The organism is Streptomyces sp. NPDC085944 (assembly GCF_040686295.1).
Lineage (GTDB): Bacteria > Actinomycetota > Actinomycetes > Streptomycetales > Streptomycetaceae > Streptomyces > Streptomyces salinarius.
Window position 1 is genome coordinate 150,106 of record NZ_JBFBJX010000011.1, and the last position, 24,870, is coordinate 174,975.

The 24,870-nt window shown below is 68.4% G+C and carries 30 protein-coding genes and 1 tRNA gene; 14 read left to right on the forward strand and 17 right to left on the reverse strand.

Annotation, left to right across the window (positions count from 1 at the left end; genetic code table 11):
- The first annotated feature begins 53 nt into the window (after positions 1–53).
- Positions 54–1,031 (forward strand): ArsA-related P-loop ATPase, encoded by a 978-nt coding sequence (locus AB0P07_RS22610; RefSeq protein WP_125629654.1) that lies wholly within the window; start codon positions 54–56, stop codon positions 1,029–1,031.
- Entirely contained in the window at positions 1,028–2,398 is a 1,371-nt protein-coding gene (locus AB0P07_RS22615) for an ArsA family ATPase (RefSeq protein WP_365553158.1), read from the forward strand. Before AB0P07_RS22610 ends, AB0P07_RS22615 begins: the two co-directional genes overlap by 4 nt.
- 28 nt (positions 2,399–2,426) lie before the next feature.
- Here AB0P07_RS22615 and wblA read toward each other — a convergent pair whose 3' ends face one another.
- A complete protein-coding gene (gene wblA / locus AB0P07_RS22620) occupies positions 2,427–2,765 on the reverse strand; it encodes a transcriptional regulator WblA (protein ID WP_176154443.1) in 339 nt (112 codons plus the stop codon).
- 459 nt (positions 2,766–3,224) lie between these two features.
- Here wblA and AB0P07_RS22625 point away from each other — a divergent pair, with 459 nt between their 5' ends.
- The 3 genes from AB0P07_RS22625 to AB0P07_RS22635 all read left to right on the forward strand — a co-directional run bounded on the left by AB0P07_RS22625 (position 3,225) and on the right by AB0P07_RS22635 (position 6,658).
- A complete protein-coding gene (locus tag AB0P07_RS22625; protein ID WP_365553160.1) occupies positions 3,225–5,480 on the forward strand; it encodes a transglycosylase domain-containing protein in 2,256 nt (751 codons plus the stop codon).
- Positions 5,481–5,684: 204 nt separating this feature from the next.
- The gene (locus tag AB0P07_RS22630) at positions 5,685–6,191 is read left to right on the forward strand and encodes a hypothetical protein (RefSeq protein ID WP_365553162.1); all 507 of its coding nucleotides are present in this window, start codon (positions 5,685–5,687) and stop codon (positions 6,189–6,191) included.
- Positions 6,192–6,367: 176 nt separating this feature from the next.
- Positions 6,368–6,658, forward strand: coding sequence for a LuxR C-terminal-related transcriptional regulator (locus AB0P07_RS22635; protein ID WP_365553164.1), 291 nt, complete (start codon positions 6,368–6,370; stop codon positions 6,656–6,658).
- Positions 6,659–6,742: 84 nt separating this feature from the next.
- Here the strand turns inward: AB0P07_RS22635 and AB0P07_RS22640 are convergent, their stop codons facing one another.
- On the reverse strand, positions 6,743–7,207 hold the full coding sequence (locus AB0P07_RS22640) for a GatB/YqeY domain-containing protein (RefSeq protein WP_365553166.1): 465 nt from the start codon (positions 7,205–7,207) through the stop codon (positions 6,743–6,745).
- Between the two features lie 131 nt (positions 7,208–7,338).
- On the opposite strand from AB0P07_RS22640, the gene AB0P07_RS22645 reads away from it, so the two are divergent.
- The 3 genes from AB0P07_RS22645 (at position 7,339) to AB0P07_RS22655 (ending at position 9,316) form a co-directional block, all read left to right on the forward strand.
- Positions 7,339–8,268, forward strand: coding sequence for a metallophosphoesterase (locus AB0P07_RS22645; protein ID WP_365553168.1), 930 nt, complete (start codon positions 7,339–7,341; stop codon positions 8,266–8,268).
- A 154-nt stretch (positions 8,269–8,422) separates the two neighbouring features.
- Positions 8,423–9,175, forward strand: a complete 753-nt coding sequence (locus tag AB0P07_RS22650) for a Pr6Pr family membrane protein (RefSeq protein ID WP_365553170.1) — start codon at positions 8,423–8,425, stop codon at positions 9,173–9,175.
- A gap of 67 nt (positions 9,176–9,242) precedes the next feature.
- A tRNA-Pro gene (locus AB0P07_RS22655) sits at positions 9,243–9,316 on the forward strand.
- A 77-nt stretch (positions 9,317–9,393) separates the two neighbouring features.
- Here AB0P07_RS22655 and AB0P07_RS22660 read toward each other — a convergent pair.
- The 12 genes from AB0P07_RS22660 to AB0P07_RS22715 all read right to left on the reverse strand — a co-directional run bounded on the left by AB0P07_RS22660 (position 9,394) and on the right by AB0P07_RS22715 (position 17,127).
- Positions 9,394–10,560: a site-specific integrase gene (locus tag AB0P07_RS22660; protein WP_365553172.1), complete on the reverse strand. Its 1,167-nt coding sequence runs from the start codon at positions 10,558–10,560 to the stop codon at positions 9,394–9,396.
- Entirely contained in the window at positions 10,557–10,745 is a 189-nt protein-coding gene (locus AB0P07_RS22665) for a helix-turn-helix domain-containing protein (protein WP_212730761.1), read from the reverse strand. The genes AB0P07_RS22660 and AB0P07_RS22665 overlap by 4 nt, the downstream gene beginning before the upstream one ends.
- A complete protein-coding gene (gene repSA, locus AB0P07_RS22670; protein ID WP_365553174.1) occupies positions 10,742–12,121 on the reverse strand; it encodes a replication initiator protein RepSA in 1,380 nt (459 codons plus the stop codon). The genes AB0P07_RS22665 and repSA overlap by 4 nt, the downstream gene beginning before the upstream one ends.
- On the reverse strand, positions 12,114–12,296 hold the full coding sequence (locus tag AB0P07_RS22675; protein WP_365553176.1) for a hypothetical protein: 183 nt from the start codon (positions 12,294–12,296) through the stop codon (positions 12,114–12,116). Before AB0P07_RS22675 ends, repSA begins: the two co-directional genes overlap by 8 nt.
- 85 nt (positions 12,297–12,381) lie before the next feature.
- A complete protein-coding gene (locus AB0P07_RS22680) occupies positions 12,382–12,933 on the reverse strand; it encodes a GGDEF domain-containing protein (RefSeq protein ID WP_365553178.1) in 552 nt (183 codons plus the stop codon).
- Positions 12,934–13,030: 97 nt separating this feature from the next.
- Positions 13,031–13,348, reverse strand: coding sequence for a SpdD-like protein (locus tag AB0P07_RS22685; RefSeq protein WP_109202812.1), 318 nt, complete (start codon positions 13,346–13,348; stop codon positions 13,031–13,033).
- A gap of 12 nt (positions 13,349–13,360) precedes the next feature.
- Positions 13,361–13,516: a hypothetical protein gene (locus AB0P07_RS22690; protein ID WP_109202813.1), complete on the reverse strand. Its 156-nt coding sequence runs from the start codon at positions 13,514–13,516 to the stop codon at positions 13,361–13,363.
- A 10-nt stretch (positions 13,517–13,526) separates the two neighbouring features.
- Positions 13,527–13,718: a mobile element transfer protein gene (locus tag AB0P07_RS22695; RefSeq protein ID WP_053134673.1), complete on the reverse strand. Its 192-nt coding sequence runs from the start codon at positions 13,716–13,718 to the stop codon at positions 13,527–13,529.
- A gap of 22 nt (positions 13,719–13,740) precedes the next feature.
- Positions 13,741–14,415: a DUF2637 domain-containing protein gene (locus AB0P07_RS22700; RefSeq protein ID WP_365553181.1), complete on the reverse strand. Its 675-nt coding sequence runs from the start codon at positions 14,413–14,415 to the stop codon at positions 13,741–13,743.
- An 84-nt stretch (positions 14,416–14,499) separates the two neighbouring features.
- Positions 14,500–15,855 carry an FtsK/SpoIIIE domain-containing protein gene (locus tag AB0P07_RS22705; RefSeq protein ID WP_365553183.1) on the reverse strand — a complete coding sequence of 452 codons (1,356 nt, stop codon included), beginning with the start codon at positions 15,853–15,855 and terminating at the stop codon, positions 14,500–14,502.
- A 2-nt stretch (positions 15,856–15,857) separates the two neighbouring features.
- On the reverse strand, positions 15,858–16,208 hold the full coding sequence (locus tag AB0P07_RS22710; RefSeq protein ID WP_107476561.1) for a hypothetical protein: 351 nt from the start codon (positions 16,206–16,208) through the stop codon (positions 15,858–15,860).
- A gap of 139 nt (positions 16,209–16,347) precedes the next feature.
- Positions 16,348–17,127, reverse strand: a complete 780-nt coding sequence (locus tag AB0P07_RS22715) for a GntR family transcriptional regulator (protein ID WP_365553184.1) — start codon at positions 17,125–17,127, stop codon at positions 16,348–16,350.
- An 18-nt stretch (positions 17,128–17,145) separates the two neighbouring features.
- On the opposite strand from AB0P07_RS22715, the gene AB0P07_RS22720 reads away from it, so the two are divergent.
- Positions 17,146–17,610, forward strand: coding sequence for an NUDIX domain-containing protein (locus AB0P07_RS22720; RefSeq protein ID WP_365553186.1), 465 nt, complete (start codon positions 17,146–17,148; stop codon positions 17,608–17,610).
- A gap of 362 nt (positions 17,611–17,972) precedes the next feature.
- On the opposite strand, the gene AB0P07_RS22725 is transcribed toward AB0P07_RS22720, so the two are convergent.
- Both AB0P07_RS22725 and AB0P07_RS22730 read right to left on the reverse strand, forming a co-directional pair.
- Positions 17,973–18,512, reverse strand: coding sequence for a hypothetical protein (locus AB0P07_RS22725; protein ID WP_365553188.1), 540 nt, complete (start codon positions 18,510–18,512; stop codon positions 17,973–17,975).
- Complete coding sequence (locus AB0P07_RS22730) at positions 18,509–19,852, reverse strand: AAA family ATPase (RefSeq protein WP_365553190.1); 1,344 nt, start codon at positions 19,850–19,852, stop codon at positions 18,509–18,511. The genes AB0P07_RS22725 and AB0P07_RS22730 overlap by 4 nt, the downstream gene beginning before the upstream one ends.
- 569 nt (positions 19,853–20,421) lie before the next feature.
- Here AB0P07_RS22730 and AB0P07_RS22735 point away from each other — a divergent pair.
- Together AB0P07_RS22735 and AB0P07_RS22740 are read left to right on the forward strand one after the other, a co-directional pair.
- Positions 20,422–20,580: a hypothetical protein gene (locus tag AB0P07_RS22735; RefSeq protein WP_365553192.1), complete on the forward strand. Its 159-nt coding sequence runs from the start codon at positions 20,422–20,424 to the stop codon at positions 20,578–20,580.
- A 345-nt stretch (positions 20,581–20,925) separates the two neighbouring features.
- The gene (locus tag AB0P07_RS22740) at positions 20,926–21,075 is read left to right on the forward strand and encodes a hypothetical protein (protein ID WP_365553194.1); all 150 of its coding nucleotides are present in this window, start codon (positions 20,926–20,928) and stop codon (positions 21,073–21,075) included.
- A gap of 48 nt (positions 21,076–21,123) precedes the next feature.
- Here the strand turns inward: AB0P07_RS22740 and AB0P07_RS22745 are convergent, their stop codons facing one another.
- Entirely contained in the window at positions 21,124–21,780 is a 657-nt protein-coding gene (locus AB0P07_RS22745; protein WP_365553196.1) for a ScbR family autoregulator-binding transcription factor, read from the reverse strand.
- A 165-nt stretch (positions 21,781–21,945) separates the two neighbouring features.
- Here AB0P07_RS22745 and AB0P07_RS22750 point away from each other — a divergent pair, with 165 nt between their 5' ends.
- The 3 genes from AB0P07_RS22750 to AB0P07_RS22760 all read left to right on the forward strand — a co-directional run bounded on the left by AB0P07_RS22750 (position 21,946) and on the right by AB0P07_RS22760 (position 24,852).
- Positions 21,946–22,650, forward strand: a complete 705-nt coding sequence (locus tag AB0P07_RS22750) for a nucleotidyltransferase domain-containing protein (RefSeq protein ID WP_365553198.1) — start codon at positions 21,946–21,948, stop codon at positions 22,648–22,650.
- A gap of 139 nt (positions 22,651–22,789) precedes the next feature.
- A complete protein-coding gene (locus AB0P07_RS22755) occupies positions 22,790–24,103 on the forward strand; it encodes a PQQ-binding-like beta-propeller repeat protein (protein ID WP_365553200.1) in 1,314 nt (437 codons plus the stop codon).
- A gap of 173 nt (positions 24,104–24,276) precedes the next feature.
- Positions 24,277–24,852: an SLATT domain-containing protein gene (locus tag AB0P07_RS22760; RefSeq protein ID WP_365553201.1), complete on the forward strand. Its 576-nt coding sequence runs from the start codon at positions 24,277–24,279 to the stop codon at positions 24,850–24,852.
- Positions 24,853–24,870 lie beyond the last annotated feature (18 nt).

Genomic DNA, 24,870 nt, shown 5'->3' on the forward strand with positions numbered 1-24,870 from the left:
GTTGTCCACAGCCACCGGCGTACTCCGCGCGCGGACTGGTTACGCTCGAATACGTGAGCAGGCTCCAGGTCGTCAGCGGCAAGGGCGGTACCGGTAAGACCACGGTGGCCGCGGCCCTCGCGCTGGCCCTGGCCACCGAGGGGAAGCGCGCGCTTCTCGTCGAGGTCGAGGGCCGCCAGGGCATCGCGCAGCTCTTCGAAACGGAAGCGCTGCCCTATGAGGAGCGGAAGATCGCCGTCGCTCCTGGTGGCGGGGAGGTGTACGCCCTCGCCATCGACGCCGAACTGGCCCTTCTGGACTACCTCCAGATGTTCTACAAACTGGGCAGCGCCGGACGGGCCCTGAAGAAGCTCGGCGCCATCGACTTCGCGACGACCATCGCGCCGGGAGTCAGGGACGTCCTGCTGACCGGCAAGGCGTGCGAGGCGGTCCGGCGCAAGGACAAGAAGGGGCGGTTCGTGTACGACTACGTCGTCATGGACGCCCCGCCGACCGGCCGGATCACGCGCTTCCTCAACGTCAACGACGAGGTGGCCGGGCTCGCGAAGGTCGGCCCGATACACAATCAGGCGCAGGCGGTGATGCGGGTGCTGAAGTCGCGGGAGACCGCGGTGCACCTGGTGACGCTGCTGGAGGAGATGCCGGTCCAGGAGACCGTGGACGGCATCGCCGAGCTGCGCACGGCACGGCTCCCGGTGGGCCGGGTCGTCGTCAACATGGTCCGGCCCCAGGTCCTGGACGCCACCGACCTGGAGCTCGTACGGGACACCCCGCGTACGGCGCTGGCCCGGTCGCTGTCCGGGGCCGGGCTGGGCGGGGCGCGGCGGGGCGGGCACGCCGAGCGTCTCGTGGACCCGCTGCTCGCGCAGGCCGGGGAGTACGCGGAGCGGTACGCGCTGGAGCAGGAGCAGCGGGCGGTCCTCGGCGAGCTGGGCCTGCCGACGCACGAACTGCCCCTGCTCGCGGAGGGCATGGACCTGGCGGGCCTGTACGAACTGGCCACCGAGCTGCGGAAGCAGGGGATCGCATGAGTCCCGAGGACCCGGCCCGTCACCGGGAGGGCGCGCGGCCCCTGACGGCCGCGCGCGTGCTCGACGTCGACCACCTGCTGGAGGATCCGCAGACCCGCATCGTCGTGTGCTGCGGTTCGGGCGGGGTGGGCAAGACGACCACGGCGGCGGCCCTCGGCCTGCGCGCGGCGGAGCGCGGCCGCAAGGTGGTCGTCCTCACCATCGACCCGGCACGGCGGCTCGCCCAGTCCATGGGCATCGACTCGCTCGACAACACCCCGCGCCGGGTGAAGGGCGTCGACGACGCGGCGGGTGGCGAACTGCACGCCATGATGCTCGACATGAAGCGGACCTTCGACGAGATCGTCGAGTCCCACGCGGACCCCGAGCGGGCCGCGGCGATCCTGGGCAACCCCTTCTACCAGTCGCTCTCGGCGGGCTTCGCGGGCACGCAGGAGTACATGGCGATGGAGAAGCTGGGGCAGCTGCGGGCGAAGGACGAGTGGGACCTCATCGTCGTCGACACGCCGCCGTCCCGCTCGGCGCTGGACTTCCTCGACGCGCCCAAGCGCCTCGGCTCCTTCCTGGACGGCAAGCTGATCCGCGTCCTGCTGGCCCCGGCGAAGGTCGGCGGCCGGGCGGGCATGAAGTTCCTGAACGTCGGCATGTCGATGATGACCGGCGTCCTGGGAAAGGTGCTGGGCGGGCAGTTCCTCAAGGACGTGCAGACCTTCGTGGCCGCGATGGACTCGATGTTCGGCGGGTTCCGCACGCGCGCGGACGCGACGTACAAGCTGCTCCAGGCGCCCGGGACGGCGTTCCTGGTGGTCGCGGCCCCGGAGCGGGACGCGCTGCGCGAGGCCGCGTACTTCGTGCAGCGGCTGGCGGCCGAGGACATGCCGCTGGCCGGTCTGGTGCTCAACCGGGTCCACGGCAGCGGCGCCGACCGGCTGTCGGCCGAGCGGGCACTCGCCGCCGCGGAAAATCTTGAGGATTCCCGCATTGTGGATCAGGACGACGGGAAAGCTGGAGTTCGTACCTCCCCCGGCAACTCTCCCGAGACTGACGGCAGTTCAGGATCGGCCGACTCAGGACCCGGCGACCCGTCTCCCGACACCACAGGTGATGCACCGGCCGAAGGACCGACCGACACACCGGAGCGCTCCGTCGACGCGCTCGCCGCCGGACTGCTGCGGCTGCACGCGGAGCGCATGCACCTGCTCGCCCGAGAGCAGCGCACACGTGACCGCTTCACCGCGCGTCACCCCGAGGTGGCGGTCACCGAGGTGGCCGCGCTCCCCGGCGACGTGCACGACCTCGCGGGACTGCGGGACATCGGGGCACGCCTGGCGACCGGCCGGCCCGAGCTGCCCGAGCCGGGCGCCTGATCCGTCCCTGGGGAAGCCCTGGCCGGGCTCAGCCCACGGCCGCGTAGTTCTCGTACACCTCGTCGTCCTCGAGGGGCACGATGCCGGCCCCTCGTTCGTACTCCGTCCGCGCCGTCTCGAGGAGCCGGCGCCAGGAGGTCACGGTGGGCCGCCTGCGCAGCAGCGCGCGGCGTTCCCGCTCCGTCATGCCTCCCCACACGCCGAACTCGACGCGGTTGTCGAGCGCGTCGGCCAGGCACTCGGTCCGCACCGGACATCCGGTGCACACCGCCTTGGCCCTGTTCTGCGCTGCTCCCTGAACGAACAGTTCGTCCGGATCGGTAGTGCGGCAGGCGGCCTGCGCACTCCAGTCGGTTACCCAGCCCATACCGGCGCCGTCCTCTCCCGAATCGAGGCTCCCCCACGGCGGCAGCGGCATATTCACCGCCGCCAGTTGAGGACGTTACGGAAGGTGGGCACAGCGCAACACCCCCTTCGGGCCCAATCTTGAATGGCCCGAACGGACTATGGGTAAGCGGCAGATCACCCGGGGGAGTGAGCTGGCGACATGCGCGACTATCCCGGCATACAGGTCATCTCTGTTTCGCCACAAGGGACACCGATTGACACACAAGGCGGATTCGGACACGCATCCCACACGCCATGGCACGCGCCGGTACACACCGACGCGCCCCCCAGCGGGGCCCCTCGAAAAAAATCGAGCAGATCCGGAACGATTCGGGGTCTCCGGACGTATTGATACATGGCCTCACTGCTGTGACAGTTGAGTGCAGCTTAGGCCAAGGCATATACGCGTGTCCGGCGAATGAGAACGTAGGCTGCCTCCATGCCAAAGAAGCGCTCGGGCGGTGGTCTGTCGCCAACGCAACAGGCCGCCAAGTTCCTCGGTGTCAGTGTGCTCGCGGGAGCAGTGCTGGCCGGCATCGCGTTGCCCGCCGTGGGCGCGCTGGGGCTGGCCGCCAAGGGGTCGGTGGAGGGCTTCGACGCCCTCCCGGCCAACCTGAAGACTCCCCCGCTGAGCCAGCGCACCACCATCCTCGACGCCGAGGGCGGGACCATCGCCACGGTCTACTCGCGCGACCGGACGGTGGTCGACCTCAAGGACATCTCGCCGTACATGCAGAAGGCGATCGTCGCCATCGAGGACTCGCGCTTCTACGAGCACGGCGCCATCGACCTCAAGGGCGTCCTGCGCGCCCTCAACAAGAACGCGCGCAGCGGCGAGGTCTCCGAGGGCGCCTCCACGCTCACCCAGCAGTACGTGAAGAACGTCTTCGTGGAGGAGGCCGGCGACGACCCGACGAAGGTCGCCCAGGCCACCCAGCAGACCATCGGCCGTAAGATCCAGGAGCTGAAGCTCGCGATCCAGGTCGAGGAGGAGCTGGGCAAGAAGAAGATCCTCGAGAACTACCTGAACATCACGTTCTTCGGCCAGCAGGCCTACGGCGTCGAGGCCGCCTCCCAGCGGTACTTCTCCAAGCACGCCAAGGACCTCAACGTCCAGGAGGCCGCCCTCCTGGCCGGCATCGTCCAGTCGCCCAGCCGCTACGACCCGGTCAACGACGAGGCCGAGGCCACCAAGCGGCGCAACGTCGTACTGAACCGCATGGCCCAGGTCGGCGACATCTCCACGGCCGAGGCCGAGAAGGCGAAGAAGGCACCGCTCGGGCTGAAGGTCAGCAAGCCCAAGAACGGCTGCATCACGGCCGTGAAGAACGCCAGCTTCTTCTGCGACTACGTGCGCGAGGTGTTCCTGAGCGACAAGGTCTTCGGCAAGACCCGCAAGGACCGGGCCAAGGTCTGGAACCAGGGCGGCCTGACCGTCCGCACCACGCTCGACCCGCAGGCCCAGGCATCGGTGCAGCAGTCGCTCAAGGACCACGTGAACCAGTCGGACTCGGTCGCGGCCGCGAGCACCCTGGTCGAGCCCGGCACCGGCAAGGTCCTCGCGATGGGCCAGACGAAGCCGTACGGCTACGGCAAGAACGAGACCGAGATCAACTACTCGGTCGGCCACGGCATGGGCGGCTCCAACTACGGCTTCCCGACCGGCTCCACGTTCAAGCCGTTCGTCGCGGCGGCCGCGCTGGAGGAAGGGCGCCCGGCCACGCAGGAGTACTCGTCGCCGTACGAGATGCCCTACCCCGAGCCCGTGCAGACGTGCAGCGGGAAGCCCTGGATGAACACGGCCGGCGAGAAGGTCCCCAACGAGAGCGAGTCGGAGGTCGGGCCGTACCGGCTGAAGGAGGCGATGGCCCTCTCGGTCAACACCTACTTCGTCCAGATGGTGGCGGACATCGGCCTGTGCCCGGTGATGAAGATGACGGACGCCCTGCACGTCGTGCAGGGCAGCGGCGACAAGCTCCCGGAAGTCCCCGCCGTCTCCCTCGGCTCCAAGGGCGTGGCCCCGCTGACGATGGCGAGCGCGTACGCCGCCTTCGCCTCCCGGGGCATGTACTGCACGCCGATCGTGATCGAGTCGATCACCCAGAAGATCGGCAACAAGCAGAAGTCGCTCGACGTGCCGAAGTCGACCTGCTCGCGCGCGATGAGCGAGAAGACCGCGGACACGGTGAACACCCTGCTGCAGGGCGTGGTCGACTCCGGCACCGGTAAGGCGGCCGGTCTCACCGACCGCGCCAACGCGGGCAAGACGGGTACGACCGACGAGCGCAAGAACGCCTGGTTCGTCGGCTACACGCCGAACCTGTCGGGTGCCGTCTGGGTGGGCAGCGCCTCGCAGCAGGTGCAGATGAGGGACATCACCATCGGCGGGCAGTACCACGAGCTGGTCTTCGGTGGCGCGGTCCCGGGCCCCATCTGGAAGGACGCCATGACGGGCGCCCTCGCGGGCAAGGACTCGCCCTCGTTCAACCTCGTCAACATCCCGGACAAGGACAAGGACAAAAACAAGGACAAGGACAAGGACCGCGACAAGGAGAAGCCCGACGACGGGAACAACGGCGACGACGGCTTCATCGGCGGCCTGACCGACGGCGGCACCGGCGACGGCGGACCGGGCGGCCTCCCCGGCGGCAACCTGATCCAGGGCCCGGGCAACGGGCCGGGCGGACGGCGCTGACCCACCCCGGCGACACCCACACGGCCCGGACGAAACGGTCCTTTCCCCAAATCCGGGGAGGGACCGTTTCCTTTTGTTTTCAAACCTATTCGACGTGATTACGCCAGCCGACGAGAGAGCCATTCCGTCCGCGTGACGCCGTGACATAGTCACGTCTGGCCCCGCCACCGGGTGCCTTTTATCGCCGATGCCCATGGAGGGGAAATGAAACTCGGCTCACGGATCGGGGCCGTGCTCGGCGCACTGCTCAGCGCACTCACGCTAGTGCTCATGCTCCCCGGCTCGGCGCAGGCGCGAGCCCAGGCGTGCTACGGATTCGGCTGCGACGGCCACGACCCGAACATCCAGACGTGGCAGACGGGACCGGTCAGCCCCTACGGGCCCTACCAACTCGGCGGCTCCTTCCTGTACGAGCTGCGCTGGGGCAAGACCGACGGCGACCAGTACAGCTGGGCCCGGCTGCACTACATCAGCGGCTCCAACGAACATGACTGGAGCGTGTACGTCCAGCGCTGCACCAAGGACCAGTCCGAGTGCTACTGGCGGCTCGGCCTGAAGGAGGGCGGCGCCTCGGGCTGGACCGCCAAGATTCCGGGTGGGACCAACTACTACTGGACGCGCACCCCGATGTACTACAACCCCTCGACCCACATGATGCGGGCCTGCGTGGAGGACCCGTCGGGCGACCAGAGCTGCACTCCCTGGTACTGAGCCGGCCCGGTCGCCGCGACCACGGCACCCCGCCGCGGGCGGAATGATGGAATTCCATCATTCCGCCCTTTTGTCACCCATCTTTCATTTGTTCATCTTCCCCGCGCGACAGCGTTCATTTAAAATGGATCATGCCGAACAGGCGTATAACTGCCGCACATCACATCGGGGTTCTTTTGACCGCCAGACCGGAGCCTTGCGCCGACCTTTCCGCCGTCGGCGACGACGACCGAAAAATTCTGCACCTGTTGTACGCGGGCTTCAGCGATGCCTCTATCGCCCGGCGACTCGGCATGGGGCACCGCACGGTACAGCGCAGGATCCAGCGGCTCATGGAGCGGCTGCGGGCCAACGGACGAGTGGCGCTGGGCGCGCGGGCGCAGGAGCTGGGCCTGCTCCGCGCCCTGCGTCCGCCGTACGAATCGGGAGGGCGTCCGCCGCGGCGGACGCCCTCCCGAAAGCCGTGAGGAACCGGCCGGGACGGCCGAGCGACCGTGCGCGGACGGCCGGGATCCTGTTCGTTCCCGGCCGTCGGACGCCGGTCGTCGGGCTCAGCCGGCCAGCAGCTTCTTGACCGCCGCGGCGACCCGGCCACCCTCGGCCTGCCCGGCCACCTTCGGGTTCACGATCTTCATCACGGCGCCCATGGCCCGCGGCCCCTCGGCACCGGCCGCCTTCGCCTCCTCGACGGCCTGCGCCACGATCGCGTTCAGCTCGTCGTCGGAGAGCTGCTTCGGCAGGTAGGCGGCGAGCACCTCGCCCTCCGCCTTCTCCCGCTCGGCCTGCTCGGGGCGGCCGCCCTGGGCGAAGGCCTCGGCGGCCTCACGGCGCTTCTTCGCCTCGCGGGTGATCACCTTCTGCACCTCGTCGTCGGAGAGCTCCCGCTTCTCCTTCCCCGCGACCTCCTCCTTGGTGATCGCGGCGAGCGTCAGCCGGAGCGTCGAGGAGCGGAGCTCGTCGCGCTCCCGGATCGCGGAGTTGAGGTCGTCGTGCAGCTTCGACTTGAGCGTGGTCATGGACCTGATTGTCGCAGGTAAGCGGGGACCGGCGCCCGCCGATTTGCACGCCCCCGGCGAAGTGCGCCCGCGCACCCTGGGCCACGTACGCCCGTCCGTCGGTTGCCCACCGCTTCTGACACGATGGACGTATGCGCGCGCGATACGGAGTACCCCTGGGAATCACGGCGGTTGGCGCCGCCGGTCTGATCTACGCGGCAGGGATCGAGCCCCGCTCCTTCCGCCTCCGGCGGGTGACGGTCCCCGTCCTCCCGTCCGGCATGCGCCCCCTGCGCGTACTCCAGGTCTCCGACATCCACATGGTCGGCGGTCAGCGGGGGAAGCAGCGCTGGCTGCGCTCGCTGGCCGGGCTGCGCCCCGACTTCGTACTCAACACCGGCGACAACCTGTCCGACCCGGAGGGCGTCCCCGAGGTGCTGGACGCCCTGGGCCCCCTGATGGAGTTCCCGGGCGCCTACGTCTTCGGCTCCAACGACTACTACGGCCCCCGGCCCCGCAACCCCGCCCGGTACCTGCTCGAGAAGGTCCAGGGCCGCCACGGACTGAACGGCAACCCGCCGGTCGTGGGCGCCGTCCACAACCCGTGGGAGGACCTGCGTAACGGCTTCGACGCCGCGGGCTGGCAGAACCTCACGAACACCCGCGGCACGCTCAAGATCGAGGGCGTGTCGGTCGAGCTGACGGGACTGGACGACCCGCACATCAAGCGGGACCGGTACACGGAGGTGGCCGGCGGTCCCTCCGGCACGGCCGACTTCTCGATGGGCGTCGTCCACGCCCCGTACCTGCGCGTCCTGGACGCCTACGCGGCGGACGGCTACCCCCTGATCGTCGCCGGCCACACCCACGGCGGCCAGCTGTGCATCCCCTTCTACGGCGCCCTGGTCACCAACTGCGACCTGGACACGGACCGCGTGAAGGGCCTGTCCACGCACACGTCCGGCGGCCGCACCTCCTACCTCCACGTCTCGGCGGGCTGCGGCGCGAACCGCTACACCCCGTTCCGCTTCGCCTGCCCACCGGAGGCGACCCTGCTGACACTGGTGGGCCGGGACGACTGAACGGTCCTGGGAGGGCGGGGAGGCCGGGGACGGGGACCGGGGACGGGGACCGGGGACCGAGGACGGGGACCGGGGACGGGCGGCTGCCAGGGGAGGGTAACCCACACGGCGCACCCACATGGCCCGCTATGTCCGGTCTGTCTACGTTGAGGTCATGACAGCCCCGATACCCAGGGACATCCCGGACCTCCCCCCGATCCCGGGTCACGTCGTCCTGCCGCCCACCGTCGTACCGGCCCGCGCCGTACTGATCCCGGCCCGCCGCCGCCTGGTGGCCGCCTACCGCGGCGCGATCGCCCTGCTGGCCCTGACCGGCGTGACGATCACACTCCTCACCGCCGGCGGCCCGCCCACGACGCCCCTGAGCCACTTCACCGTCCAGAGCGGCATCCTGCTGGCCCTGGTCATGCTCGCCTCCGCCCGGTGCGCCTGGTCCGCCCACCATCCCCTGCCGGGCGCCCTCACCGGAGCGGCCCTCTTCTACGTCGCCGCCGCGGGCCTGGTCCACCACCTGCTCCCGGAAGGCGCGTCGCCCCTGTTCACGACGCCGGACGCGGCCGACCCGACCTGGCAGGCCGCCGCGACCCACATCCTCCACACGGCGGTACCGCTGGCCGCGGCCCTGGACTGGCTCCTCTTCACCGCCCCCGGCCACCTGCACCTGCGCCAGGCCCCCGCGTGGCTCCTGTACCCCCTGGCCTACCTGGCCTTCGCCCTGACCCGCGGCGCGCTGCTCCCGTCCGGCTCCCAGGACCGCTATCTCTACCCCTTCCTCGACGTCGACCAGCACGGTTACAAGGGGGTCCTCGGCAACGCCCTCCTCGTGGGCCTCGCCCTGTACGCCCTGGCCGTCCTCCTGGTGGCCCTGGACCACGCCCGCCCGAGCCCGTTCCGCCGCCCACGCTAAACCGGATTTCGTCTCCGGCCACCGGTGGGCTAAAGTAAACGACGTCGCCGCGACGAGCAGCGACAATCGGGGTGTGGCGCAGCTTGGTAGCGCGCTTCGTTCGGGACGAAGAGGTCGTGGGTTCAAATCCCGCCACCCCGACAGAGAAACACCAGGTGAGGCACCTACTGATTTCAGTAGGTGCCTCACCTGTTTCGTGTGCGTGTCTATCTGCGTGACTACCGTTCTGGAGCGCGCTTGAAGATGCCGTCCATGACCACGGCGCCGGTCTGGATCACGGGTCGGATCTGCTTCCGGTAGACCTCCTCTGTGACGGCCGTGCCGGAGTGGCCGACCAGGCGGGAGATCTCCTCCAGCGGGACGCCACGGTCGGAGAGCAGGGACACGAAGCTGTGCCGGAGCTCCCGAGGGGTCCACTCGTCAGCGTTGATGCCCTCGGCATCCTTGAGCGCCTGGCGGAAGGCGCGGCGGACGTTCGTGGCATCGAGCAGCTTGCCCAGGGCCGACGAGAAGACGAGCCCGTGCTCCTCCCACTTGTCACCAGCGGCGAGACGATCCCAGCCCTGATCCTCGAAGTGCTGCCAGAGGACTTCCACGCAGCGCGCCGGCAGGGCGAGGGTGCGCCGGGACTTCCGGGTCTTCGTGTCCCCACCGCGCCGGACCGAGCGCCAGACGGCGATGTGCGGAGGCTGCGGCGGGTCGGCGTCCGGTTTTCCCTTGAGGAAGACGTGGTCCCAGGTCAGCGCCCGTAGCTCCTCGGTACGCGCACCGGTCAGCAGGGCAACGACGATATAGGCGTGCATCGAGGTGCCCTCGGCAGCCTTCAGCACCGCCTCGGCCTGGGCGAAGCTGAGCGCCTTGGACGGCCGGCCAGGCTGGCCCTGGGGCACGGAGCACAGCTCCACCACGTTGCGCTTCACCTTGTCCCGCGCCATGGCCCGCTTGACCGCCCGGTTCAGGCACGAGTGGACCGCCTGAAGGCTGCGCGTGCTCAGAGTCCGAGCCTTGACGGCCAGCCAACGGTCGACGTCCTCTGCGCTTAGGTCACGCAGCTTCCGGGCACCCAGCCCCGGTATGACGTGCTTCCGGCTCAGGTTGGTGCAGTTCTCGACGGTGCGCTGATCACGGCCCGCAAGACCATACGCAAGCCAGTCATTCACCGCGTCGGCGACGGTGTACCCCGTGGGTGCCATCGCGAGACCGTCTTCGTGGTCGCGCAGAACCTCTTTGAGCTTGTTCTTGGCTTCCGTCTTGGTCTTGCCACTCCCCCGCTTGACGATCCGCTTACCGCTCGGATCGAAGCCGAGGTTCGCCGTGGCGATCCAACGCTGTCTCTTCTCGTCCCAGTGCAGGCCGCCGTCACCCCGGCTACGTCGCTTACTCATCCGACCTCTCCCAACTGGCCCTGGATGAAGTCGCGTACGGCATCGGCGGGTACTCGACGCGCCCCATCGATCTTGATGGAGGCAAGCCGACGGGTGCGGATGAGGTCGTAAACCTTGCTGCGTCCGACCTTCAGTCGCGCCATGACTTCCGGCACGGTCAGCAGCTCTGGAGTAACGGTGGTCATGCTGCGACTCCTTCCTGGACGAGTTGGTCGCGTAGGGCCTCGCGAGCTGTCTCGCGGTTGAGCTGGAGGTCCCGGGCGATGGACGCGGCGAGGACGGATTCGCCGGGGGTGTGGCCGTGGCCGGCGTACTGCCAGTCGGCGAGGACAAGGACGGTGTCCGGTTCGCGGTCGTCCAGGGCGAGGGCGGCGTGTTCCTGCGCGGCGCGGTAGTCGGCGCGTGCCTGGCGGAGGGCGCCGAGGGTGGTCGAGTAGCGGCGCGACTTGGAGGAGAAGTGGCCGCGGAAGCCGAGCATGTGCGCCCAGGCCCACAGACGGCGTTCGGGGTACAGAGGGTCGAGCACCTTGCAGGCTTCGACCAGGCGGCGGGTGTGGTCGGGGACGTCGTGCCGGTCGAGTTCGGCGAGTTCGCCGATGCGGCGGTCGAGGGTGCCGGTGGTCTCGGCAGCTTTGGTGGCGTACTTGGCGACGTAGGAGGCGACGGCCTGTTCGGTGATGTCGGAGCCGTCCCCGAACGCCTTCACGGGCCGGACGTCGAGTTGGGTGCCCCAGCGGAAGGTACGGGCCGGTTGGTCCTCGGCGGCCGGGACGGAGACGGAGGTGTAGGAGTGGGCGGCGGCAGCGCGGGTCGCATCGGTGAGGAGGTCGACGGTCGCCCAGGCCGGTGGCGCGGTGTCGGGCCCATCCGGACCGTCGAGCCTGATCACAGCATGGAAGTGCAGGGCACCACGCTTCTGGAACTCGGCCACCTTGCCGTAAGACACTCGAAGGTGGTCGGGGAGCTCCCGGCGGGAAAGGCCGGCGCGGACGGCGATCTCGCGGCGCAGTCGTGTGGTGAAGCGCTGCCAGAGCTGTCCGGCGTGGTTGTTGAAGAGCACGGCGCCCGCGTAGTCGTACGTGGTCGGGTCGAGAGCGGTGCCCAGCTCCGGCGCGTCCGGGGCATGGTGTGTGCCGCAGCGGCAGGTGCCTCGGTCGGGTCGGTTATGGACCGGACCGAAAGAGGGGGCGGTGAGAGTGGCGAACACGCGCGGGTGGTCCCGGACCGAGGCGGGAATGTCGCGGCGGTCGTCTCCGGCCAGGCCCGCGCGGATGAGGTGGTAAGTGTCGCCCGCGTAAGTCCAGGCGCAGGAGGGGCAGCGGGAGGCGCGGCGGTTGCCGCAGGCCACCCGGAGCCGCCCGCCTGGCTCGTTCTCGGTCGAGTAGTGGTGCAGGGTCTCGCCGGTGGTCTTGTCCTTGTGGAGGGTCCAGCCGGTGAGGTGGATGGGGTTGGCGCAGCCGCCGGTGCGGCGGATTTGGTCTTCCCAGCGGGCGTAGTCAGGGGCCGAAGCCACCCTCAGCAGGTCGCCGAGGGTGGTCGGGTCGAGCAGGGTGTCAGGCACGGGCGCCCTCCCGCGTGGGGCGGGTGGTGGTGCCGGTGCCGTGGCAGGTCGGGCAGTGGGCGGTGATGGTGCGGAGGTGGCCGCGGGCGTTGCGGCCGCCGGTGGTGATGTGGACGGAGGCGAAGCCGTCGCAGGCCGGGCAGATCCTCGGCGGGGGCGGGGTGTGGTGGGCCATGATGGTGGTTCCTTTCGATTGCGGTTGGAAAGGACGGCCCCGGGTGGCGGCGTGCTTGGCGGCTTGTGCGCCACCCGGTGGCCGGTCAGCGAGCGGTGTGCGAGCCCCGGCGGCTGCGGCCCTTGGCGGCGTACATGGCCGCGTCGGCGGCGGCGAGGGCATCGGTGAGTGCGGGCACCGGCAGCTCGACGAGGCGGCAGACACCGACCGAGGCGGCCAGCGGCAGGGCCGAGCCCTCGTAGTTCGTGGGCTGGTGGAGTGCGGTGGTGAGGGCGTCGAGGTCGACGGCGTCCAGGTCGCGGATGACGGCGACGAATTCGTCTCCGCCGAGTCGGCCGGCGGTTCCATGGCGTCCGCACCAGCTGCTCAGCCGGTGGGCGGTGGCGGTGAGGGCGGCGTCTCCGGCGGCGTGGCCGTGGGTGTCGTTGAGGGTCTTGAAGTGGTCGAGGTCGACCAGGAGCACGGCCGCGCGGGGGTGGCGGCGGATGCAGTGTTCGGCGCGGGCGGTCCATCCGGCGCGGGTGTGAAGGCCGGTGAGGGGGTCGCGGCGGGCGGAGGCGAGGCGGCGGGTGAGGACGCCTCCGTGCAGGGCCCAGCCGAGTAACGGCAGGAGGGTCGCGGCTGTCTGCGGGTCCACGGTGTTCTCCCTTTGGCGATGGCGGTTGGTTTGGCGGGACGGTCAGCCCGGCGGCGGTGGCGTGCTTGGCGGCTTGTGCGTCGCCCCGGTGGTCCGTTCAGCGGCGATGCTGGGCGTTGACGAGTGAGCGGATGACCAGGGCGCAGATGGCCAGCGAGGCGGCGGTGACGGTGACCGCGAGGAGCATGGAGACCAGGACGGCGCCGACGACCAGGACGACGGCGGTGCCGCCGCCGACGAGGGCGAGCGCGGTGCCCGGGGTGAGCTGGACGACCGGGCGCGACGGAGGAGCCGGGGCCGTGGGGGCCGGCGGCGGGGCCGGGGTGCCGGGCGTGATGGCCGTCGGCTCGACGACGGCGGGCGGGGTGACCGTGCCGGTGGGCTGGGGCATGGTCGGGTGCTTGGGCCGGAACATGGACGGATCTCCTTACTTGACGGCGGTGTCGATGACCGGGGCCAGGACGCTGTCGGCGAGGAGGTAGCCGCCGAGGAGGAGTACGGCGATGAGCCACCAGGGCGGGCGGATGAGCTTGACGCCGAGGACTCCGACGCAGAGCAGGGCGAACCAGAGCGGGACGTCCACGGGTGGCCTCCTAGCTGACCTTGCAGCGGTGGGTGCGGGCGGCGAGCTGGGCAGCGGACTGGGCGGTGTAGTCGGCGGACCAGCCGCAGCGGTCGTTGGTGCACACGGCGGCGTGCTTGGTGCGGCCGTGGCGGTCGCGGTGGGTGCCGATCTGCACCGGGCCGATCCGCATCACGGAGTGGAAGTGGTCGCGGGCAGGCATGAGGCGTCGTTCTCCTTTCGGGTCAGGCGAGCTGGGCGGCGATGGCGTCGGCGAGTTGGGGCGGGACGCCGAGGCGGGTGCGGAGGGTGTCGGTGTCGATGGGGTGGCCGGTGCGGTGTTCGTGGTCGGCGGCGACCTTGCGGGCGTGGTCGACCAGCGCGGCCGGGACCGTCGGAGCGGGAACCGCGGGCGGAGCCGGGGCCTGCTCGGGTTCGGGCGCAGGGAGTTCCGGGGTTTCCTCGGTGTCGTCCACGCGCACGAGGTCGTGATCGTCCGTGAACGCCGGGGGTTCGGGCGCCGGTTGGGTGGGTGCCGGCGCTTCCGGCTCGTGGTGGGCGGCGGTGTGGGCGAGGAGGGTGCCGCCCATGAAGGCCAGGGCAGGCCAGGCGGCGACGAGGATGCGCAGCCAGGCCGGGACGTTGTTCAGGTCGAGGAGTCCGGCGGTGGCGACGTTGGCGCCGAGCGAGGCGACCAGGGCGATGACGAACCAGCACCAGGCCAGCCGGGACGGCCCATCGACGCGCAGCCGTCGCCACGCGGCGACCAGGAGCAGGTCCACCGAGACGGGGTAGGCCCAGGCCTTCCAGCCGTCCTGTCCGGCAGCGGCGGCCAGGTCGTGGAGGTGGGCGAAGGACAGTGCCCCGGCGATGACGGCCTGGACGAGCACGGCGTCGATGCGGAGAGCGGGGCGGGCCATCACAGCTCCTTCCTGTCTTCAGGCATGGGAGGGGTAGGGACCTGGCGCGAAGGGCGGTCGCGCCGACCGTGAATGCGGGGAGGGTCAGGCGGTGGCGGGGGCTGTCTTGGACAGCGGCACCCGGGCCTTGGGCAGCGGAGCGAGGGCGGGCCGGAAGGCAGCCAGCGCGGGCACGTCGGGGGTGCGATCGGCGTGCTTGTTGCAGGTATTTACGGCCTCGCGCAGCGTGGTGTGCGGGGCGCGGATACGGGCCCAGCCACCGGTCGAGTCACCCGTGACGGCGACGCCGGGGGTATCGGTCGGGATCTGGATTGCGGCCAGGACGGCATCGGGTGACACGTCACCGAACGCCATGTTCGCGGACGTTTCGTCGTTGACGCGGTGGGCGGTGCGGCCGGTGAGCTGGGCACGGAGCATGGTGATGCCCTTGCCGAGTTCGGAGCCGAAGCGCTGCCCGCAGATTTCGAGGTAGATGCCGGCGGCACGGCCGAGCTGAGCGAGACGGACCAAGGCAGTGATGATGCGGTCGCGGCGCTTCTCCTCCTCCTTGCTCGCGAAGAGGGCGAGTTCGGCGACCTCGTCGACCAGGACCACGACCGGCACCGGCCGCAGATCCTCGCGCAGGTCCCAGATATCGGCGGCGATCTCCGCATCCGGCACGGCGACGCTGATGCGCTGCTCGGCCCGGATGAGCTGGTAGACGTCCTCCATGTGTCCGACGAGCGCTTCGAGGAGATCGAGGGCGGTGTCGGGGTTGTCGGCGAGCGCGGAGAACCGGCGGGCCAGCGGGAACAGTTCCACGCCTTGCTTGCAGTCGATGCCGACCAGGGCAACATGGTGCGGAGCGAGCCCGGCGACCAGATTGCGCTGGTAGACGGACTTCCCGGACTCCGTGGCCCCCAGGGTCAGACCGTGCGGGACGGCACGGTAGTCGCGGTAGTGCACCGCACCGTCCTCCCGCAGCGCCACAGGGATGCGCATCGGCCGCGTCTCGGCCATGGCGGGCATCTGCACCCGCTGGAGGACGTCGTAGCCGGTCATCCGCACCTCGACCACGCCCGAGCGCAGCTCGCGGGAGGTGACGCCGTAAACGCCGAAGGAGTGGCGGAGCCGGTCGGTAGCGGCAGCCACGTCGAAGGCATCCTGTCCCGGCCGGAGCTTGAGCCGCAGGACCAGGCCGGTACGGGTGAACCGTAACCGCAAGATGCGCGGCGGCCGGGACTCAGGCGCCGGCCGATTCGCCATCCGGGCCAGAGCCAGCCGCCAGCGTGAGGGCGGGACCGTCAGCCCGCACGCTTCCATGACCGAGGCGTAGCGGACCAGGACCCGCACCGTCGCGACCAGGGCCCCGAAGGTGAGCCAGTACCAGGCGGGGCGCCGCCACCGCAGGAGACCCGCAGCAGCGACGACCACAACCACAGCGACCATGAACCACGTCATGATCAGGCAGCCTTCGAGCCCGCAGCGGCCAGCGACGTGACAGCGACCGCCCGGAACGCGATGCCGTGGCGCTTCTGGCCGTTGAACTCGTTCTCCCACGGCCGGGCGATCAGACCCGTCAGCGCGACCGGGGTACCCATGGCCAGCTCACCGGAGATACCGGTCTCCGGGACGGTCACGGACAGAATCTCGACTTCGTCGTTGGCCGCGAACATCACGTTCACGGTCATGAGCTTGGCACCGGTCTCGGCGTCGACGGCCAGCTCACCGGTCCGGCGGTCCTTCACCTTCGGCTCCGGAGTCTTGGCGACCATCACGGTCGCGGCGGAGGTGTCGACGGGGATCTGACGCACAGCGGATCACTCCTCTATAGAGGCTGGACTCCGTCACTCATGTATATGAGTGACATGAAGAAGAGTGCATCACTCCTATACATGAGTCAACCCGCCGCGACAGAGAACTCGTGACGGGCTGTGAGGAGTTGAGCGGTCGTCAGTCGGCTGCTGGGATCCGGTACTCGAAAACGAACTGGTCAGCGGCCATGAGGGTGTCGCAGACCTCGACGACGAGCCCGGCCGTGGTGCGGGCTTCCCGGATCAGGTGAACGACCGGGGCGCCTGGGCTGAGAGCCAGTTCGGTGGCTTCCGCCTTAGAGGCCGGCCGTGCTTGCAGCGTCTCGACGAACTCGGCGAACTCGTGCCCGTGGTCTTCGAGTCGGGCGTAGATGCCACCGCCGCCGGGGTTCTCGGCGAACAGCTCGGGGATGTCCTTGACGACGTCCCACGGGAGGTAGGAGGAGGCGGTCTCGACCGGGGTGCCGTTACGGAAGTAGAGGCGCCGCCGGGCGAGCACCTGAGTGCCGGCGGGGACGCCCAGTCGCTGAGCGGCATCCGCGGGGGCCTCCATCGGGCCGATGTAGAGGACGCTCACCTTGGCCATGGCGCCGGACTGCGCGGATTCCGCGAGGTACGCGGCCTTGCCGCCCTGGCGGATCGAGCGCCGGAAGCGGTCGGAGGAGCGGTGCCGCACCGGCGGCCGGTCCTTCACGATCGAGCCCTTGCCGTGCCGGGTCTCGACGAGTCCGCTCGCTCGTACCTCAACCATGGCCTTGCGGATCGTGCCGCCGGACACGCCGTAGCGATCGACGAGCTCCGATTCACTTGGCACCATGTCGCCGGGCTTGAGGACACCAGCCCGGATCTGCTGCACGATCTCGTCCGCGATCTGCACGTATCGAGGCCCCGACCTGCCCCCTTCTGCCGTGGTTCCCATAGTCCTTCTCTGCCTCCTATGCTCCTGTACATGAGTCAACCACAGGAAGCCACGTCGCCGCCGCTGCACTCCGTATCCGTTGCGGGAGTGGTGGTGCGCGAAGACGGGCGCCTCCTGGCGATCCGCCGAGCCGACAACGGCGCCTGGGAGCTCCCCGGCGGTGTGCTCGAACTGGACGAGACCCCGGAGGCGGGCGTAGCCCGCGAGGTCTGGGAAGAGACAGGCATCCACGTCGAGGTCGACGAGCTCACCGGCGTCTACAAGAACACCACCCGAGGCATCGTGGCCCTGGTCTTCCGGTGCAAGCCGTCCGGCGGGGTCGAGCGCACGTCCAGCGAGTCGACGGCTGTCTCGTGGCTCACGCCCGACGAGGTCAGCCAGCGCATGGCCGAGGTCTACGCGATCAGGCTCTTGGACGCCCTAGACGGTGCTGGTCCCCACGTGCGAAGCCACGACGGCAAGCACCTCATCCCAGTGGGATAAGACTTTCCCTACTTCATCAAGGCCCGCGCACGGCGCGGGCGCGCGCCGCCTCTACGGCGCGGCCCGCCTCCTGTCTTCGCCCCGGCTGGCCGCGCCCGGCGGCGCGCTCGGCGGCTGCGGGCATGAAATGGGAGACACCCTCTGTGGCTGGGGCGGTCGGCTCCACGGCTTTAGGCAGCCACTTTGGGGCGAGCCTCCAAGATCATGGCCCCAACGTCGTGCTTTAACGGGCAGGTCCACAGACTGCCCGACGCGCCGGAAGCTTACGGGGCCATGATCACTCGCCCCAAAGCAGCTCCAGCCCAAAGCCGCTCCACCGACCTCACAGCTCAGCATTCTGACCAATCAGTGACGCACCCTCTTCACCCTGTCCTGTTTTTCAATTTTCGCGCTTCCTCGATGCGTGCTCCCGATTTAACCCATACGGTTGCACCCTCTTCCGCTTTGGCGGGATTCACCCAAACAATACTCCCCACGCGACGACAATCCGATGATATGGAGGTGAAAATATTTCGAACGGTGTCATCGAGCGAGCTAACCAGCCCATCCGAAGCCCAAGCACAACAGACTAGGTGCGCGTCCTTATGGGCAGCCGCGCGCTCCTTACTATTCAGTAGGGAGGATTTATCAATCAACCCTTCCAGGTATTTCTCATCCACGACTGGACACGCAACAGAGGCAACCCTTCTCTTGCTTTGCATCATCGCAAACCACCTAAGTGCGTAGCCAGATTGATGCTTTCGCCACTCAGCCAAAAGAACGCCGTTATACGCAACTTTATGCCCTACAGAATAGATCTCCTGCAGGAAATCTCGGCATGCCTTAGATATTGGATGCTCAGACGTTCCAGAGGATCGAGCAATTGAGGCATCGACGACGATGGTCCGCTGCATGTGGTTCACAGGTCAGCCACCTTCTGCATCGCCGCATCAAGATAAGCGGCTTCAGAACCGAGATACACGTCGTCGAAATCTTCGGGCCAATCCCCGAAAGCCCCGTCACTGGAGAGTTCTGCCGTTGAAATCTCAGTTTCACCCGTAATGTAGCTTCTGGTGAACCAATGAAGCGCAACATCTTCAGGATCCAACTCGTCTCGCGCAATCATCGTCTGAATCGCTCTAATCAGAAGCGAGCTGTGAGTTTCGATGATTACCCGAACGCCCCTTTGTAGCGCACGCCCAACCAACCGAGCGAAATGCAGCTGAGCTCGGGGGTGCAAGTGAATTTCCGGCTGTTCCAGGTAGACGGTTTGTTCAGAGTCGGCAGCCAAGAGGGCCACCACAACAGGAAGCGTCTGGGAGACGCCAAACCCGACATCCGCGATATTGACCAGATCTCTGGCACCACCTTGTCGAGCATGGGGCAGCCGCCCAACCAAGAGTTCGACTTGTGTGTCGTCCACCTGACGCGCCTCCACTTTCCACGTGAGGCCAAGCTCTTCGATATCCTTTTTCAGCTGATTCAGCTTCTCTACCCGCCGGTTATTCTGCCAATAGGAGATGATACCGGCCGTGTAAGTATCAAAGGTGCCCGGATAGCGCCCTTCGATAGCGGCTGTCCGGTAAGTGCGTTTGGGATTACCACGCAAGGCGGGGAGATGAATTACCTTGGACGCTTCAGATGAAAGATCAATCCCGCCGATACCGAGAGGGAGCGTAACGGGATTAGAGCTCTGATCAAGAGTTACCCCTACATGCAAAGCGAATCTCTCACGAACTACCGAAATCTTATTCCCTTTACGCTTTAGAATACTTGCCGGAAACTCATCCGTTTTGAGGACCGAGGCGAAGGCTTTTCGTAGAGTCGCATCCGTCATCCCCTCCCGCAATGTAACTGGCTCTTCCTGTCCCATCATGAAAGTGGAGGTATATTCCGCTACGCGCAAGTTGCCGTTTGCGTCGCGGCTAAATTTGACTTTCGTTCGATAGTCATTAACGCAAAGCTCCACTGAAAAACTTGCTACTCTACTTGCAGCAGAAGCGCCTCGAGAGAGGATCTGATCAACAGACGTGATACTGACGTTAGGCCCATCGAGCTGCAAGGGGCCGGGATCATAAGCGGCATCCACTGTTTGCTTCAGCAGAAGTAGCGGTTGCATAATGCTGGACTTCCCAGAACTATTAACGCCCGCAATAACTGTGAGAGGAGGGGTAGCGATTTCCATGCGGCTTCGAAGCGACTTATAACCCTCGATTGCAATACTCTGGATTCCAGATCGCTTCGAACGCTTACGCGTAGCCACGGCGGTCTCCTCCTCATGGACAGCCCAACCTAGTTTGCTGGAAGACTAGGCATACTAGTAGAGGAACGGCCAAAATTCTGCCCCTCGAAATCAAATCATGCCTATGTGTCAGGGAAAACGCTTCACTTGGCCCCAGACACGGGTAGCGCGTTTCGGCCGCCTCGGCTGCACAGGGAAGTGGTCGCAGCGTTGTCCTGAAGCGCTTGAGGATCGATGCACGAGCGCCCTCCCGGGCCGTCCTAGGGCCGTGGAAGGGCGCTCAGCGTTGACCAACGTCGACAACTGCCGACAGCTCGGCAGCAGGTCAGGGCGTTGATCAGTAAGGCGGCCGCAGGTCACGGCCGCGCGTGATCAGTTGTGGCTGTGCAGCAGCCCGGCGCGTGCATCATGGAGCATGGGGATTGATCTGGAGCTGCACTCATCACGGCCGGCGCGCAAGGACTGGCGCGCGACGCTCTTGCGGAGTTCCTACGGGCATGGCGACGCTCTAGCCGATGCGCTCGGCTCGCTTCAGCTCCTCGGCGTACCTGGCAGGCTCACTGGTGTCGACCTGTATCGGGGATACGTTGATGAACGAGCAGGAGGCCGCAGCCGCCATCCAGGAGATTGACGATCTGAAGCAACGATGCGGTGACGAGCGTCAGCTCGCCGCGTTGGATGACCTCGCGAGGATGCTGGGTGAGTGCGCAGTCACTCCAGGAAGTTACCTATGGTTCGCGGGCGACTGACGCTCAGGTCGCACATGCCGGGTGAGTGTCTAACTGCGTGACAACGCCGACGAACAACGGCGGACGAGCGCGGACGACAGCGGACCATCAGCACAGGCGAGAGGCACGCACCCCCAAGGCAGCGCCCACAGCCAAGTTGCTTCGGGACGAAGAGGTCGTGGGTTCAAATCCCGCCACCCCGACAGAGAAACGCCAGGTCGGGCCCGGTGCTGAGAGATCAGCGCCGGGCCTGACCTGTTTTGTCGGCCGGGTCTGGGAGCCGACTTCACGGGGTCGAGCGCGGCGTCGGCTCCGCACGCACGACAGCCGCCCGATGATCTGGATCGTCGGGCCCGAACTGCCCTGGTGCAGGGCCGGCTCGGCGTCCAGGCCCGGACCGACAACCAGATGCGTGACCTGCGGTCCAGCCTGCGTGGCGGACGCGAGGCCCTGATCACCGGTGAGATCGGCGGCACCGCCGTCCTGCTGACAGGCTTCGCGTCGGCCCAGCTGTAGGCGGGCAGAGCCGCGGGCCCACGCCGCCGACGCCCCGCCGGTCGCCCGTCACCGGACCGAGGCCGTGGCGGTCTCCTGTTCCAAGCGGGCCGCGAGGGTGAGGTAGCGGGCACGCCGGGCCACCGGCACCATGCCCCGGATCCGGATGTGCCACATCTCCGCGAGACGGCGGGGCTGGCGCCCGGCCGGTTCGAGAGTGCCGCCCACGACGCAGGTACCGACGACGGAGGAGACGAGGGTGTGGGCGATGGAGTCGACGTCGATGTCCGCATGCACGTCCGACTGCTGCACCGCGTTCAGCAGCCGTGACGTGGCGATCTCCCGCCACTCGGTGAAGGGATGCGGCAGCGGCGGCCGCACGGGCACCCCCGCGGTGGCGAGTCGCATTCCGGCCCGCAGCACCGGCCCCTCCTCGTAGACCCGGGCCATGCCGAAGGTGAGGCGCATCAGCGCCTCCAGCGAGGAGTAGCCCCGCCCGTCCAGGTCCCTCGCCAGCCGGCGGAAGGTACGGGACTGCATCTCCATGATGGCGTGGGCGAGGTCTTCCTTCGCCGCGAAGTGGAAATACAGGGCGCCCTTGGTGACCCCGGCGTGGGCGACGATCTCGCTCAGGCTCGTCGACTCGTAGCCCTGGCGGTCGAACAGGTCGGCCGCCGCACCGACGATCGTCGCGCGGGTCCGCTCGGCGCGTAGCTGCCTCGCCATCGGCTGGATTCTCCCGGGCTGGGACTCAACAGACCGTATGCCTGCTCATACTCCCCGCACACGATAGCTCACGGGTCAACTGCCCATCGGGCAGGACCGCTACCCACTCTTGCCGAAGCGGGAAAACAGCGTGCGCAGGGCCGGTCCAGTGGTGAGAGTTGGCACATGGATGCCATCGAGGCCGCACGCGCCGTCGTAGAGGAGCAGCACCCCGGAGCACGTACCGCGTTCCTGGGCGGCAGCGTCGCGACGGAACGCGGCACGGCGACGTCGGACCTCGACGTCGTGGTGCTGCTCCACGGCGCACCGGCCCCTTACCGCGAGAGCCTCCAGTACGCCGACTGGCCGGTGGAGATGTTCGTGCACACCGAAGCGACGTGGCACGCCTACATCGAACGGGAACTGCCCACGCGCCGCTCGCCGTTGCTGTGGATGTGTGCCGACGGACTGCTGCTCTTCGACACCGACGGGCTCGGAGCGCGCCTCGCCGCACACGCCCGCACGCTGGCCGCCGCAGGACCTCCCCCGGTGCCGGCGGACGAGATCGACGACTGTCGCTACGCGATCACCGACCTCCTCGACGACCTCGCGGGAAGCACCGACCCGAGCGAGCGTCTGTTCATCGCGACCGAGCTGGTCCGTCGGACCGGTGAGCTGGCGCTGGCGGTGTCCGGATCCTGGGGCGGCGGCGGGAAGTGGCTGGCTCGCCGCCTGGAGACAACCGCGCCGGACGTCAACGCCCGCCTCCACCACGGCCTGAGGGAGGTGCTGGACGGGAGGGCGGAGCCCCTCGCGACCGTCGTCGACGAGGTGCTCGCGCGGGTCGGCGGCCGGTTGTGGGTCGGCTACAAGCGTGCTGGGACCCCCTGAACGGTGCCCCTTCCGGACGGAACAGGCCCGTTTCCGCCGGGGTGAATTGCGGGTGCCCGCGGCCCGGCGCCTCTGACATGATCAGGATGGACGGGGTGGGTACCGGGCCCCAACACGACTGTCCTGCGGGGGGATTCGCATGTTCCAGGTGAAGGACGGCTGTCGTCTCTTGCTGGTGGCCGGGCTCGCTCTGAGCCTGACCACGGCGTGCGGCGGCTCGGGCGACGGAGACGGTCCGAGCTGGGCCACACCTTCCGCGGGGGGCGGAAAGGGAGGTGGCGACAAGCACTCGCCCGGCCGCGTCAAGGCTTACGACCCGCCCCTGAAGTTCCAGGACGGCGGCGGGGCCCAGTACGTAGCGGGCGGCACGGGGGAGGGCAAGTGGTCCGTGAGGCTCAAGGACACCACGGTGTTCGCCGCCTCCGACGACGAGGTCCGGGCCATGAACGTGCTCGACGGCGAGGAGCTGTGGAGCGTGAAACCGAAGGGCCGCCCCGCCGAAGACACCGACTACGGCACGGAAGCCGTGGGCGGGCCGGAACTCGTCGAACTCGATGGGCAGACGGCGGTCCTCGCCGCGTTCTCGGTCACCAGGCCCGGGGCCGGCACGACGCCGGACCGCCGGCTGATCGAACTCACCGCCGTCGCCGCCGACTCCGGCAAGCGGCTGTGGACCACGGAGCTGGAACGCCCGGAGGGCGAGGAGGAAGGGGAACCCTATGTGGCAGGGGTCGACGACTCCGCCGTCGTCTTCTCCTTCGGGGGGAGCGGCAGCGCGGTGACCATGGGTGTGTCTCTCGACACCCGCAAGACGTCCTGGACGGAGGAGGGCTTCTACGCCGACTTCGTCGACGGGAGCGTGGTCGTCGGACGTGGGGGCGCCGACAGCGTGTTCGGCGGGGGCGTCTCCGTCGAAGGACGGAACATCGCGGACGGCTCCGAGCTGTGGACGTACAAGGGACGCCTGAACAGTGCCGAGCTCTCGCCGGCCGGTGACTGTCTGTTCACGGCCGTCGTCGACGCGCCCTTCGAGCGGGACACCGACATCGCCACCCTGGTCACGACGGACACCGGCAAGGAGCCCCCGAAGCTGCGGGCGGCCAAGCCGTTCGGCGACCCGACGGACCTGACGTGCTGGAACGCTGAAGACACCGCCCTTCTGTGCGCCGTCGCCGAGAAGTTCGACAAGAGACTGGTGGCAGTCGATCCCGGCAGCTGGACGGAGCTGTGGTCCGTCGCGGACGACGACGACAGCCGCCTCATGCCCAGCATTTCCACGGTCTTCCACGGAGCCGTCTACGGCACGACCGAGAACGGCTCGGTGATTCTCGACGCCCGCACGGGCAAGGACAGGTCCGCGGACAGTGGGGGCGCTCCCTTCCTGGTGAACGAGTACGTCGGCCTGTTCGGCGGGTCCATCGGCGAAATCGAAGCGCGCCGCGCGGTGGGCTGAGGGCTGAAGGCTGAAGGCTGAGGGCTCGGCGGAGGCCTTCCGCGCCCAGGAACCGGGACACTCCCGGAGCTCCCGGAGCTGCCGGAGCTCCCGGAGCTCCCGGAGCTGCCAGAGCTGCCGGAGCTGCCGGAGCTGCCAGAGCTGCCAGAGCTGCCAGAGCTAGGATCCGGGGCATGAGGCGGCGGGCGGGTGCGGGGCAACAGGCGGAAGAGCAGCAGAGGTTCACCGGCATGCGGCCGATGGAACCGCCCCCGGCCGGCTCGGACGCTCTCGGAGTGACCACCCACTACCTGAGTCACTTCCGCAAGGAATACACGCGCACCCGCGAGCTGATGAAGAAGAAGGCCCGGCGGTCCACCGTGGGGATCGCCGCCCTGAACGGACTCATCGCCGTGCTCGGCGTGGCGGTCGCGGCCTGGCGGGACTACGCGGCCTGGCTCGGGTTGGCGAGCACGGCCGTGGCCGGCGTCGTCGGTGTCATCTCGGCGTGGAGCGGCCTCATGCGTCACCACGAGCTGTGGCAGCAGCGGAGCCTGATCCTCGCGGAACTCCAGCGCATCATAAGGAACGTCGAGCGCCGGGAGGCCTCGGGCGACGACCGGCAGCTCATCGCGCGGGAAGCGATGGAACTGCTCGACGCGACGCTGAGCCAGGACGCCAGCAACTGGGGCAGCCTGAGCCGGACACCCCTGGCCGCAGCCGTCCCGTACCAGCCCCACCAGGCGCCCGGCGAACGCGCACCGCAATGACGCCGGCCGGTGTCGAGG